Annotated in this window: 8 protein-coding genes and 1 pseudogene; 5 read left to right on the top strand and 4 right to left on the bottom strand. The window is 36.4% G+C overall.

Going from position 1 to position 13,732, the window contains the following annotated elements:
- Window positions 1-641: 641 nt before the first annotated feature.
- The gene (locus tag D5R40_RS14020) at window positions 642-1,571 is read right to left on the bottom strand and encodes a peroxiredoxin family protein (protein ID WP_124143921.1); all 930 of its coding nucleotides are present in this window, start codon (window positions 1,569-1,571) and stop codon (window positions 642-644) included.
- 303 nt (window positions 1,572-1,874) lie between these two features.
- Between D5R40_RS14020 and D5R40_RS14015 the strand changes: the two genes are divergently transcribed.
- Complete coding sequence (locus tag D5R40_RS14015) at window positions 1,875-4,037, top strand: NHLP bacteriocin export ABC transporter permease/ATPase subunit (RefSeq protein ID WP_124143920.1); 2,163 nt, start codon at window positions 1,875-1,877, stop codon at window positions 4,035-4,037.
- Window positions 4,038-4,699: 662 nt separating this feature from the next.
- The gene (locus tag D5R40_RS14010; RefSeq protein WP_124143919.1) at window positions 4,700-5,365 is read left to right on the top strand and encodes a hypothetical protein; all 666 of its coding nucleotides are present in this window, start codon (window positions 4,700-4,702) and stop codon (window positions 5,363-5,365) included.
- Here the strand turns inward: D5R40_RS14010 and D5R40_RS14005 are convergent.
- The 3 genes and pseudogenes from D5R40_RS14005 to cruF form a co-directional block, all read right to left on the bottom strand.
- Window positions 5,350-6,546, bottom strand: coding sequence for a DNA cytosine methyltransferase (locus tag D5R40_RS14005; protein ID WP_124143918.1), 1,197 nt, complete (start codon window positions 6,544-6,546; stop codon window positions 5,350-5,352). The genes D5R40_RS14010 and D5R40_RS14005 overlap by 16 nt on opposite strands.
- A gap of 435 nt (window positions 6,547-6,981) precedes the next feature.
- Window positions 6,982-7,602: pseudogene (locus tag D5R40_RS14000) on the bottom strand (glycosyltransferase family 2 protein); the annotation flags it as partial.
- A gap of 111 nt (window positions 7,603-7,713) precedes the next feature.
- Complete coding sequence (gene cruF / locus D5R40_RS13995) at window positions 7,714-8,652, bottom strand: gamma-carotene 1'-hydroxylase CruF (RefSeq protein WP_124154776.1); 939 nt, start codon at window positions 8,650-8,652, stop codon at window positions 7,714-7,716.
- 814 nt (window positions 8,653-9,466) lie between these two features.
- On the opposite strand from cruF, the gene D5R40_RS13990 reads away from it, so the two are divergent.
- The 3 genes from D5R40_RS13990 (at window position 9,467) to ruvX (ending at window position 13,414) form a co-directional block, all read left to right on the top strand.
- On the top strand, window positions 9,467-10,639 hold the full coding sequence (locus tag D5R40_RS13990) for a F420-0:Gamma-glutamyl ligase (protein ID WP_124154778.1): 1,173 nt from the start codon (window positions 9,467-9,469) through the stop codon (window positions 10,637-10,639).
- Window positions 10,640-10,870: 231 nt separating this feature from the next.
- Window positions 10,871-12,166 carry a GNAT family N-acetyltransferase gene (locus tag D5R40_RS13985; RefSeq protein WP_124143916.1) on the top strand — a complete coding sequence of 432 codons (1,296 nt, stop codon included), beginning with the start codon at window positions 10,871-10,873 and terminating at the stop codon, window positions 12,164-12,166.
- A 759-nt stretch (window positions 12,167-12,925) separates the two neighbouring features.
- Window positions 12,926-13,414, top strand: a complete 489-nt coding sequence (ruvX, locus tag D5R40_RS13980; RefSeq protein WP_124143915.1) for a Holliday junction resolvase RuvX — start codon at window positions 12,926-12,928, stop codon at window positions 13,412-13,414.
- Window positions 13,415-13,732 lie beyond the last annotated feature (318 nt).

Raw genomic sequence — 13,732 nt, 5'->3', positions numbered from 1 at the left:
AGGGCATTATTGGGTTTTTAGTCATTTGTCAAAAAAATTAGATGCGTTTTCCCTGTGATGGTGTGGATGAGCGATCGCTTACCTACCACCCTCACCAATAATGATGATTATGATCACAAATTATCTCAATTTTTCACACTCGCCTATAGCCTTTAAACCTTTATTTAACAATGTTTTTGAAGTGTTTGTCACCCCGTGAGGCTAAGATACTCATCATAGCTTTTACAGCGTATTTCATATTAGTGAGGTACACCAGTTGCGGGCCAAATGCCCGCAATACAAACACTTTAGCGAATAATTAATAATTAATAATTAATAATTAAATAATTCTGGTTTAAAGTCTCCCCTTTGAAGGGGAAAAAAGCGGTTGAGGGATGGCGTTAGCGGAGCGGCTCTGTCAAGAGCTAGTCCCCTCGCCATATCCAATCAACCAAGACAGCGGTCGATCTTCGGAGCTTCCCGAAGGATGGGATGGCGAGGTCTCCTCGCCATATCCAATCGACCAAGAGAAGAAATAATATTTCCTTATATTCAATTCCGTAACGGTTTTAACCAGAGGTAATTATCAATTATCCATATCAATTATCAATTAATTAACATTCATCTTTGTACCTCATTTACCTTCAATCTACTATAAATTCCTAAACTCGATTATAGCTATTCTCCCCCTGATTAATTTTATTAATAAACCACATTGGCATTAACCCAATCCATTTTTCTTGAATAACTCCATCTTTCAAAACAACTGCTGTAGGTACTACCTCTATCTTCAATTTTTTATACAACCTTTTATCTACTGCAACAACGGGAAAATTCAAAAAATAACTATCTACAAAATATTGACCTTTTTGAATATCATCAGTATCGATTAATCCAACTATGGCTGGTAAATCATCTTGCCATTGCACTAACTTCAACACACCTAACCAATGTTTACATTGAGAACATTCAGGACTCATAAATACCACAATTACAGACCCAGACATTAGAGATTCTGAATCTTCTCCCAGCCATTCTAACCGCCATTTTCTGTTTTCTTGTAAAGGGGTAAAATCAAGATACGGACGACCATTTTCTTGCATATATTCTAGGGAGCCAGCAGCTAAAGCATAGCTAATGATAAAAGTTATTAATACTACCAGCCATTGCCACAAAACAGTAGGTCGATAAAGACCAAAAAATTCAGCAAATATTAACAGAAAAATATAAATAGCATTGAGAATTAAACTTTGGGTAGGAGTAATTTCTAACAAACCATTATAACAACCACAATCTTCAGTTTTACCAGTTGATGTACTCCAGTAAGTAAGCATTGATAAATTAAGTAATAATAAAATACTTAATGGCATGATTATGGTTGGTAAAACTCTTAAGATTAAAGCAATTCCTAAAGCTGATTCAATAGCAGTAAATGTAAGGGAAATAGGTATAATTAATTGAGTATTTATTAAATCTAGTTTGGCAATATGTTGGCTAAATTTCCAAGGTTCTATAATTTTGGCAATACCAGTAAAAAGAAAAATACTACCTACTATAGTTGAGGCGGTAGAAGCTAACGTAAATAATATCATATTCTAGATTTTTTTTGCTACTAAGGTTGATGTTTTGCTAAATAATGATTGCTATCATTGTATAATAACAATAGTTTGGAGCAAAACAGCAATTACAGGACTTACGCACGGAGACAAATAGACTGAGGGCGAATGCCATTCGCCCCTACATATGGTGTTTTTAAGGTAAATTTGCGTAAGTCCTGATTATGTCTACATCACCAACAAAAAATAAAATTAATTATTATCCATAAATTATTAATTATTTCTCCCTGTTCCCTGTTCCCTGTTCCCTGTTCCCTGTTCCCTGTTCCCTGCTATACTATGAATCAAGACCTAAACCGACAAAAGACACAAGAAGCACTAATAGAATTAGCATCAGTGCTGCAACCGGAATTCAGTCAAATACCCCAAACAGGTACTCCCCTATTAATTGCTTTCGGTATAGTAACCAAAGCATTAGGCATAACTGTTAATTATATACCAAAAATAGAAACCGAAGAAACAGAAGCAGGATGGGAAGACCCCATAGAAGCGATCGCTAGTACCTCCCACATTCGCACCCGTCGCGTCACCCTCACAAATAAATGGTGGCAACAAGACTGCGGACCTCTATTAGCATACAACGAAGTCAAAAATCGACCAGTTGCCCTACTAAAAGCAGCAAACTATGAAATTTTTGACCCCATAGAATTTACCCGCATTCCACTCAACCAGACTACAGCTCAAGAATTAGCATCAATAGCTTACACCTTTTACCGCCCTTTTCCCAATAGAGATATTTTAGCCTTCGATATCTTCAAATTAGCTTTTAGAGGTAGATTTAAAGATTTGCTGACAGTTGCTGTCACTGGAGTCATAGCTACCTTATTAGGAATGTTGACACCAGTAGCTACAGGTATCATCATTGATAACGCAATTCCCGATGCCAACGAAAAATTATTAATAGAAATAGGTTTGGGTTTGTTAGCAGCTAGTTTTGGAGTAACAATATTTCAGTTAACCCGCAGCTTTGTCACTCTCAGATTAAAAACCATATCTAGCTCCACCATTCAAGCAGCAATATGGGACCGACTCCTCAAACTTACACCAGCCTTTTTTCGCGAATATTCTACAGGAGACTTAGAAAACCGCGTTTCTGCTATCAGTCAAATTCGCGACCGACTCACTAGCACTATCCTCACAACAATATTCACCAGCTTTTTCTCCCTACTGAATTTAGTATTACTATTCATCTATAGTTTTCCCCTTGCTCTCATCGCTTTTGCTATCGCTTGCCTCACCAGTTTTGTCACCCTATGGTCAGGAGCGATCGCCCGTAGCAAGTTACGCTCCTTTCAAGAAATATCAGGAGAAATATTCGGTTTGACAGTGCAACTCATTGGTGGAGTCTCAAAACTACGAGTTGCTGGTGCCGAAGAACGTGCTTTTGCTTATTGGGCAAAAAAATACAGCCAACAAACAAGACTAATGCTCGGTAAGCAACTCATTGAAGACTTAGTTACTGCCTTCAACACAGCTTTACCAACAATAAGCTCTATTTTACTGTTTACATTAACTGTTTATTTAATTCAAACAGAGGAAACAGTTTTATCCATAGGAAAATTTCTAGCTTTTAACACTGCATTCGGTACATTTATTAGTGGAGCGACAAACTTAAGCAAAACCATCGTCAATATTATAGAAATCACAATCTTATGGGAACGCGCTCAACCTATTTTAGCAGCAAAACCGGAAGTAGACATCAACAAATCTGACCCAGGGCAACTTTCCGGTAGGATAAAACTAGATCGTCTTAGTTTTAGATATCGTTCAAATACTCCACTTATTATTAATGATATTACCATTGAAGCAGAAGCAGGAGAATTTATTGCTCTTGTCGGACCTTCTGGCAGTGGAAAATCAACTATTGTACGGTTACTATTAGGATTTGAAACACCAGTAGCAGGAACTATTTATTATGATGGACGCGACTTATCAACCTTAGATGTATCAAGAGTGCGACGACAGTTAGGGGTGGTGTTGCAGAATGTAGGACTCAATAGTGCTTCCATTTTTGAGAATATTGCTTGCGGGGCGTTAGTAACGTTGGATGACGCTTGGGAAGCAGCTGAAATGGCGGGTTTTGCAGATGATATCGAAGAAATGCCAATGGAAATGAATACTATTGTGTCTGAGGGAGGGGGAAATTTATCTGGTGGGCAAAGGCAACGGTTATTAATTGCACGAGCGTTGGTTTTGAAACCCAGAATTTTGATTTTTGATGAGGCGACAAGTGCTTTAGATAATCGTACTCAAGCTATAGTAACTGAGAGTTTAGAGCAGTTGGGGGTAACTCGGATAGTTATTGCTCATAGGTTGAGTACGATTCGTAATGCTAACAGAATTTATGTTTTGCAAGGGGGAAAAGTTATACAGCATGGGAGTTTTGCAGAATTGGCAAATCGGGAGGGGTTCTTTGCTAATTTGATGGCACGACAGATGTAATTAGGGTTTGCGCTCAAAAGTTTTTTAGTAGGGGTAGGAGACAGGAGACAGGAGACAGGAAACAGGAGACAGGAGACACGGCAAATTTAGAGGAGGTAGAAGTAAGAATTGTCACTAAATTTTTTTGTCCTTGATTTGCCCAAAATGCTAACTTTTTGAACGTTTTTGACTAAAACAAGCGCACTTTTAGGGAAGTTCAGAAGGCTAAAACCTTTATCTATCAATGCTTTGATCATTAATCAGCAAGCCCTAATTATTGTTTATATCAAATCTGTTTTATTGGACATAAAAAATTCTCCAATCGTCATAACTACGCTCATCTTTGTAATTCTCTCTCCTCCTGACTCCTGACTCCTGACTCCTCCTGACCAAAAAATAAGGTCTCAAGCCTCCCCTTTCAAGGGGATGAAAAAAAATAGATTCAGTATTTCAAGCCTCCCTATTCCATTGAGGTACTGATAACTGATAACTGATAACTGATAACTGAAATGACTTAAGCATTCTATAACTGTTTAACCGGATTTGATATTATATAGCAAGGAAAGAGTTGGTTAGGACAGAGATTGATGATCGACCTGAGACAGAGAAAAGCTTTTTCCACTGTTCCCTGTTGCCTGTTCTCTGCTATAAAATATGGTTTGTTAAATTTAGTATGTATATAAATGATAGTCCAAGACGATAGTCGGGAAAAGGAATTAATTCAGTTATTTAATTTAGAAAAACCAGCTAACTCAACTCGTAGTGGAACAGATGCCATCTTAACTTTAAATAAACTAAAAATTCCTTTTGAATTAAAGTCAACTACAAAGACTTCTGTAACTACAGTTAGAGATTTTGGACCAGAGCATATTAAGAAGTGGAAAGGAAAACATTGGTTATTTGGTTTCTATGACAAAGGTGGTAAAAACCTAAAATATTGCTTGTATGCTTCCCCTAAAATGATGAATTCTTGGATTAGTGAAAAATCAGCTTATATCGCATCAGATTATAAACTTGCTCAATTAATACCAGAGCTGATTAGCATATCTTTATTATATGAAATTGTTGGGCAAAAAGAGATTTATACCCTCGAAGATGCTCAACGTTTGCACAAAAGACAATACACAATTCAAGAATATCAAAATAAAATGGATTTAGAATTTGGCTACTCTCCTGAGAGAATGCTTTTAATTTTAAGAGATAGATGTCAATATTTAATAGAGAGAGGTTCAACTTTAAATAATCCTCATATTCCAGCTTCATATTTTCAAGATTTGGAAAGAATAACTAATAATCATGCTCAACGTTTAAGAGAACTTGTAACAGAAGCTATTCAAGAAAATACCTGAGAAATAGATACTGCTATTTGATAAGCCATAGGTGGTGGTACGGCATTTCCAATTTGACCTAATGCTTGATAAACTGCACCAGAAAATTGCCAAGATTCAGGAAAACCTTGGAGGATTCCACAGTCAGGAACAGATAGCCTAAAATGATTATTTTTTGCTACAAATAAATGTGCATTTTCTCTATTTTTAGCTACTCCATTCGGCCAAATTTGTAATTTTTCCCAAGCCTTTTGTGCAGAAACGCTACTTAAAATAGAGGTAGTATGGCGGGGTCCAGTTAATCCACTTCTGAGAGTAGGTGATAAAGCATCAAATCCAATATTTGGTAATCCTAAAGCTTCACGAGTTCCCATACAACATTGTAATTTTTCTGGAGCTTCTAAATTATCAAAAATATTAAGTTGAATTGGTTTTTTAGATTGATTTTTTGGTAGATGATGCCAATAATGGGTAGGCTGAGGAAGTTGATATTTTCCTAAACATTTTTCATCACGAAAGCCAACTAAAAAAACCCGCTTTCTAATTTGTGGAATGCCAAAATCTGGAGCATTCAAGATAAATTTCGTGAGTTTATAGTGAGGAACTAAAGGAAACTCAATAACTTCTTCAACATATTTACTAAATTTTTTACTTATCAATGCAGTAACATTTTCTGCCACAAATATTAGAGGTTTAATTTCCAGCACAGCACGAATAAATTCGGGAAACATATCACGATTATCTTCCTGACCTTTTTGGCGACCAGCAACGGAAAAAGGTTGACAAGGTGGACCTCCATGGATAATATCAACTGTTCCACAATAGGAGCGCCAATCTATCTTTGTGACATCTCCCTTTTCACCTGAAAAAACTTGCCAATCTGGTCGAAGGTTACGCAAAGTATTACCAGCCTCCTTGAGAATATCGTAGGAGGCAATATGAGTAAAACCTGCTCGATCAAAACCAAGGTTAAGACCGCCACCACCACTAAATAAAGACAGGGTTCGCCATTTATTTCTAGGCATTTGTGGCATCAGTTTTTCAGGATTTAGATTGGGAATATTGATCGGATGAATAGGTTTTTGCCCTTCTCCATTTAAGGCTTGTTTTTTAGCACGACTAGATGCTTTTGAACGTTGTCTATAAATTTCTCTTTGCGCTTCGGTAATATTCCAACCATGATGGGATGATAGTGTTGACATTATACTAATTTGATAAATGTTTGCTACAAATAGTTAGGATATTTCTTAGGAGTCAGGAGTCAGGAGTCAGGAGTCAGAATGAATGGTTTCAATACCAGTTTTTAAGTCATCAGTTCTCTTTTTTTCTTGGTGCGCTATCATGTGCAACTGGCGTCATCACGGGGTCGCATTGCTTTGTCAAAGGAACATTTCCTGCACTTGTCTTTTGTCCCACTTATTATTCGCAACACTCTTTTTTCAAGTTGACATTAGACATCTCCAACAATAAAAAATCAAATCAATTATCGTACTCTTATTCATCAATTTTTTCCTCTACTTCCTACTCCCTATTTTTGTAGAGATGTCTATTAGGGAAAAGTTATAAGTTTTATCTTAATTGATGGCGTTGCTGAATCAAGGTATGAAAATAAAAATAATCTCAAGTAAGAGAGTATATTAACCATTATCATAAACTCTACCTCTCCATTTTTTAGGAGTTCTTATAGCAGATAAAAATATCCGCAAAACTGCAAAAGGATCTGCTAAAGGAGATAACCAAAATAACCAACCAACTTTAGCTTTACTTAAATCATAAGAAGGAGCGATCGCTAATAACAAAGCAAATCTAATTAATAGTAAAAATAAATTTAATCCAAACAATAAAAACCTGGAAGATAAAGAAACATCAACAGACAAACTAAACAATAAATAACTCAAAACTATCAACAAAGGTAAACCCTGCGTAGCTGACAATAACCAAAGGTCACTCCAAACTTGAGCAGTAGGGGAAGCATCCTTAAGGTCAAGCGATCGCCCCCACTCCTGCCAAGTTTCTGCCATACCCTCATACATCCTGACCTGCAAAACCTCCGCCCCATCCAAAAACCCCACCTTAAAACCTTGGGCAGCAATATTTCTAGCCAGAGTTACATCATCACAAAAAGAACCCTTAGCACTGCTATAACCCCCCACCTCTGACAACACCGAGCGCCGACACAGAAAACACTGACCATTGGCCATAACTCGTTCCGGCGTTTGTGCCCCCGTGCCAGTTGGTCCAAATCTATAGACTAACGTGCAGTATTTTAGATTTTATATTATCTCTCAAACAAAGCCAAGAATTTATTCCTTCAAATACCTTTGCCCCTGGTGTTCTCTCTAAAATCTAAAATTGATATAACTTGTGAGTTATTTTACAGCCATATTTACCTGTGTCACAGGTACTTTTACCTGATCATCACTCATAGCATTGTCGAGGGACATATCCACCTCACTCAATTGATTAGCTGGAGATATCCACCACAGGGCGATCGCTGGAATTACCCCTAGCACTACACTCAAACAAGTAGGTAATAAGAATCTAGCATCTAAGGCAACGACAGTAATTGTTGCTCCAAAAGCAAAGTTAACTAAATAGGTAATGAGTGGCAGATTTAAATGTTGGCGGGACAATGAAATTGTTTTCTTGCGCCAAAACCAAGCAGCTACAGACATATATATTGCACCTGTACCTACCCATCCCAATAAGTTGCGGTAAGGCATACCAAAGAAAGAGCCTTCCTCTTGAAATGTCCAAAACGGAAATGGTGCCTGACTCATGGCTGGGTCAAGGACTAAGTCCCAAGCTGTTAGAAGCATTGCTCCTGTAGCGATCGCTCCTACATGACGCAACCAAGAGCTAGAACTCTTAACCTGTAAACTACAACGAGCTAGTAAATAGCAAACTAATCCCATATAAAACCAAGATAAGGGAATTGTAAAAGGTACTAGACCTGCAATTTTGTATCCTAAGCCACTCAGGTAAGCATAATCCCCAAAAGGAAAACCCGTGCTCGTGCCCAATAGTTCGCTACTCAAAGATAGAAACACAGAAGGCAGCATAAAAGCCAGAGTTGTACCTATTCCTAAATTCCTCATGCTATACAAGGCAACTGCTAATGCTCCAAAGATAATGTAAGTTGCTCCTCCTCCTGCCATGCTCCATTGGAAAGCAGTCTGTCCTACCGGAGGCAAACTGATAATAATTTCAGGATTAGGTAGAACTATTAACAGACCTGCTAGTCCAAAAACTGTTGACAATATATGTACAAGTAATAGATAGCCTTCGGCAATCATAAGTTGCTTCATAAAAGTCCTATTTCTGAGTTCAAAAATCAGTAAATTTCTAGTTTTGTGTTCTTGCGAAAATACTCCAAATCTATTCTGTGCATCAGCAGCAGAGAGTTAGAAGTATTTTTTCTGAGTGGGACTAATTTTTTCTAGAAACCAATCCAGCAAGACACTATCTATTAGTTTACAAATCTTTACAAGAAAAAGAACCCCAATAACTTATATCTTTTGTTTGACTTTGTATTTTTAAAATTTGTTTTAATAAGTTCTCAGAAATTGAAGGTATGTTTTTGTATCATAAAGTATGATATATGTCAATATTTGTGGCGACCATAGTCGTCTGAATCAACATAGTACAATGCGGTGGAAATAGCCCAGTATAGTGCTACGCGCAAGTCAGAAGTTAGAAGTAATCCCTGATTTGAAATATCAAAAGCTTAAAACTCAGACAACGCAATATTTTTCTTCTTCCTTGTGCCTTCTGCTATAAATGAAAAGCGCTATAAACCCATCAGGGAAAAGATGAACGATAAATATAAATGCTTTTTCATACACTTGTTTTTAAACTATTCCCTGTTTCTAAGCTTATGCAAAAAGTCTCCTCTAAAATAAGCTGAATTTTCAAATAAGATTAAGGAAATTATATTAAGCAATACCAATTCACTTTAGAGATGTCACAAATAGTTTCAAATCTTAGATGTGAAATAATTTCCTGAAATTATTGTAGTGTCAAAGTTTTAAGCTTGTAAAATCTTATTTTTAACTTTTGACTTTTGACTTCTGTGAAACGGTATAAACTTAGTTCAAATAAATATTAACAGGAGATTAAGTGATTATAGAAATTTTCACAACAGGAATTATAGTCTTAACTATACTTCTAAGTTTAGGCTGGTTAGCACTAGAATTACAATATCGTAGTCGTCCAGGAAATGCTTTAGAACTAACCTCTGGAGAATGGCATTTAGCAGTTGCAGAACCAGAAAATTACCTATTAGTGGGTGAAATGGAATTATGCAACCGTACCAAAAGCTTAGAAATTATGGTGCCAGAAATACAAGCAGAGGTAAAACTGCTGTCTGGTGCAAGTTTAGAAAAAGTAAATTATCAAACTCAAATTATTCCCTTCCATGAAGATGCTCCAGCTAGACCCGATAACTATTGGTTTGCTTATATCGTTAAAGTAGGAAAAAAGACAAAACTGAAGATATCAATAGATATTCGTGGGGAAAATTTAGACCAACTCAAGTCAGCTTGGATTAAAGTCAATTATATTACCTATGGGCCTCAAGGTCGCATTCCCAAAACTCGCCATATTGTAGTACCTCTCAAATTTCCCGATCCTAAAGCTACTCCAAATCAGCGAGAAGCGCAAAATGCAACAGTATTTCCCATTCGCACTCATTTATTAACAGAGTTAGACGATCCGATAGAAATTGTCCAACGTTATGTCGTTCCTCATGCTCAACCAGGGGACATAGTTACCATCGGTGAAACACCCCTGGCCTTAATACAAGGTCGTTTTCGTCACCCTACTGACGTTAAACCGGGATGGGTAGCCAAACGTATCTGTTACTTCTTTCTGCCCACTTCAAGTCTGGCAACAGCCTGTGGGATGCAAACCCTGGTAGATATTGTTGGACCAATCAAAGTATTTATGGCCTTTTTAGGAGGTGCCATAGCCAAATTATTAGGGAAACCTGGTATGTTCTATCAATTTGCAGGAGAACAAGCCAGACTAATAGATGATGTTACCGGAACTTTACCTCCTTATGACCAATTTATAGTTTTAGGTCCAGAAAATCCTCAAAAATTAGTAGAACAAATACAAAAAGCAACTGGTCTGGGTGCAGCAATAGTAGATGTTAACGATTTGAAAGCAGTTAAAATATTAGCAGCAACCTCTAACGTATCTACTTCTTTATTAGAGGAAGCTTTAAGAAGTAATCCCGCAGGAAACGCGGATGAACAAACCCCAGTAGTTTTGATCAGGTCATCATCATCATAAAACAAGAAGTTGATGGAAATGAAGGCTAAAAAAGTGAAGATTACTGGAATGAGCAAGATATAAAGTATTACTAATGCTTATATAGCTAATCTTAAACAACTATAAACTCACGCCCATTTTAGTCATTCAAAATTATTTGAATGACTAAAAACTAATTTAGCCAAATTTCCAGCTCCACAAAAATCAAAACTTTATTTGATATCAGCACCTAAAAATCTAGAAGAAAAAATAATGAAACCTTTAACCCGCCAAAACAAAAGTCAGGTGGTCATCCGTCCCCTAGAGTACCGCGACCTAGAAGCTATCAAGAACCTATGTAGGGAAACTCCAGAGGTACAACACAACCATCGAGATGTTACCTTTAACCTCTCTCCTATTAGCTTAAGCCAGAAATTACCACAAATTAGTCGTTGGTACTGGCCTATAAAATTATTGAGCCTTTTCCCTAATCCCTGCAAATATTTGTTAATTTCCTATGTTGCAGAAGTAGATGGACAAATTAAAGGGGCAATCCAGGTCTCTCCTAGCAACCGCACTCGCAGCAGTTGGCGGGTAGAAGGAATAGTTACGGAAGAAACAGGGACTAACAGAGGAATAGGTTCTCAACTATTACGATACTGCTTTGAGAAAATTTGGGAAGCACGCACATGGTTATTGGAAGTTAATGTTAACGATAAAGAGACGATGGCCCTTTATCGCCAAAATGGTTTTCAGCCATTAGCTCAAATTACTTATTGGACAATTACTCCCCAACAATTACAAGAGTTAGCCCTTTCTCAGCCAAATTTACCAAACTTACTACCTGTGAGTAATGCTGATGCTCAGTTGCTCTATCAATTGGACACAGCATCTATGCCTCCTCTAGTACGGCAAGTATTCGACCGCCATATCCCAGATTTTAAAACTGGCTTTGTTAGTAGTTTAATAGAGGGAGTAAGGCAATGGCTAAATCATAATGAATTGGTTAGTGGGTATGTATTTGAACCCCAACGTAAGGCAGCGATCGGCTACTTTCAAGTACAATTATGTCGTGATGGTACACAACCACATATAGCTCAATTAACTGTACATCCAGCTTATACTTGGTTGTATCCAGAGTTATTATCTCAAATGGCAACGTTGGCTCAAGATTTTCCCGATCAATCTCTACAACTTGCTTCTGTTGATTATCAACCTGAACGTGAAGCATATTTAGAAAAGATAAAAGCTCAACAAATTGAACATTCTTTGTTGATGTCTCGTTCTGTTTGGCATAAACTTCGAGAGTCTAAGTCTGTTATTTCTGACCTCCAGTTTTCGGAAGTTCTTCAAGGTCTGCAACCAGTTCGTAAACCAGTTCCTAGTCGTAGTTCTTTGTTGAAAATGATGCAAAATAAACATGGTAAAAGTAATAATTCTCAGTTGAAAACTAATCATAATAATTATTATTGGGAAGCTACAAATGAGCAAGTAAATTCTCCATCGCCAACTATTTCTCCTAATTTAACAAGTGGAGAGGAAGATGATAATGGAAAATCTCAGAAATGAGGAATTACTTGTGTCTAATTAATATTAATAGACATCTCCAACAATTAAATATATAGCAGTTTGTTTTGGTATATTTACAACTAAAATCTATGAGTTATTATCAAAAGTTGTTATAGATAAAATCTGTAACTAGACGAGTGCAAACTGCTATAAAATCAATTATTATCTATAAGTTAAATTATCAATTGCCGAAAAATTGTGGGTATGCGCCTCCCTTTTTAAAGGGATAAAAAAAGAGACTATTCTTTATGTCAAGCCTACTTATTGCAAAGGTACTGAAGTCCGCAGTTCCTCCGTTAGGAGGCTAATTGATTACTGATAATAGTGAAGTTTTCTCAGCAAATAATTAATAATTTCCAGCTTGAAGTCTTTCGGAACCAGGAGAAAAATAATTTAAGCATTCAGCTATTAGCTGTTAGGTGTCAGCTGTCAGCTCTCATGAGGCAGTTTTAATCAAAATAGACTGTTTCAGCCAGCTTTTATAGTAAAATTTAATTCTGACTCAATTAGTAAAGATTTTATCTAGAACTAAAAAAAAAGCAATAGCTGATGGCTAATAACTAACGGCTGAATGCTTACAAAAGAAAATTAAAATTATTTTGGTCAATCCTATCTGTTTTTCATAATAGAAGAGGTAATTGTTAATTATTAGTTATTAATTTTTGAACATCTCCAACTGACCAAGAGAAGGAATTAGAGATGTGTCATAAATCCAAATAATACAAATAATATAAGTAGAAGTAAGGAGTTGAATTTTCAATGCCTCAATCTCGAATTTCAGCCCTGGGTTTAGATGTAGGGAACAAACGTGTGGGGGTTGCAGGATGTGATGGTACTGGTTTAATTGCTACTGGTATTACTACTATTAGACGTACCTCTTTTCAAGAAGATATAGCTCAGTTAAAAATTATTGTCCAAGAACGTCAAGTACAAGTTCTGGTCGTAGGTTTACCATATTCTATGAATGGTTCTATAGGTTTTCAAGCGAAAAAAATACAAAAATATGCTCAAAGATTGTCACAAGCTCTGGCTCTACCTATAGAATATATTGATGAACGTTTGACTTCAGTTCAAGCTGAGGATATGTTGAAAGCTGCAAATATTTCTCCTTCTCAGAATAAACATTTAATTGATAGAAAAGCGGCAGCTTTGATTTTACAGCAATGGCTGGATGAACGTAGAAAACCAAATATTATTTCACAAGTAAATAATTCAATAGAGATAGATATAGAAAAACCTATTACATAGAAGAGAAATAAATTTAAATTGATGTATATAAAAAAATATAATAATATCTATAAATATAGCATTATGCAAGTATATTAAGACTATTTATGAACGCGAAATCTACACATTATCTGACTATTTTTAATTTTTTCAGTCTTTGTTTTACAGCAGATTCCAAGTATATGAATTACAAATATTAACAATTAAATGTTTGTAGCGCGGGCAAGATGCCCGCTAATCGAAAAATTGTTCAGTATTGAAATACATACTACTTACAGTTAATTGTATGCAGGTATATGGTAATTATCTAGCAGAATCTAAAAATCTGCCTACTGGTAA

It is taken from the genome of Okeania hirsuta, from assembly GCF_003838195.1.
Classification (GTDB): domain Bacteria; phylum Cyanobacteriota; class Cyanobacteriia; order Cyanobacteriales; family Microcoleaceae; genus Okeania; species Okeania hirsuta.
This window is presented reverse-complemented; position numbering and strand designations above follow the sequence as displayed.

Excerpts from the sequence above, each read along its gene's own strand:
- D5R40_RS14020 (WP_124143921.1), bottom strand. The coding sequence starts at position 1,571 with ATGATATTATTTACGTTAGCTTCTACCGCCTCAACTATAGTAGGTAGT.
- D5R40_RS14015 (WP_124143920.1), top strand. The coding sequence starts at position 1,875 with ATGAATCAAGACCTAAACCGACAAAAGACACAAGAAGCACTAATAGAA.
- D5R40_RS14010 (WP_124143919.1), top strand. The coding sequence starts at position 4,700 with ATGATAGTCCAAGACGATAGTCGGGAAAAGGAATTAATTCAGTTATTT.
- D5R40_RS14005 (WP_124143918.1), bottom strand. The coding sequence starts at position 6,546 with ATGTCAACACTATCATCCCATCATGGTTGGAATATTACCGAAGCGCAA.
- cruF (WP_124154776.1), bottom strand. The coding sequence starts at position 8,652 with ATGAAGCAACTTATGATTGCCGAAGGCTATCTATTACTTGTACATATA.
- D5R40_RS13985 (WP_124143916.1), top strand. The coding sequence starts at position 10,871 with ATGAAACCTTTAACCCGCCAAAACAAAAGTCAGGTGGTCATCCGTCCC.
- ruvX (WP_124143915.1), top strand. The coding sequence starts at position 12,926 with ATGCCTCAATCTCGAATTTCAGCCCTGGGTTTAGATGTAGGGAACAAA.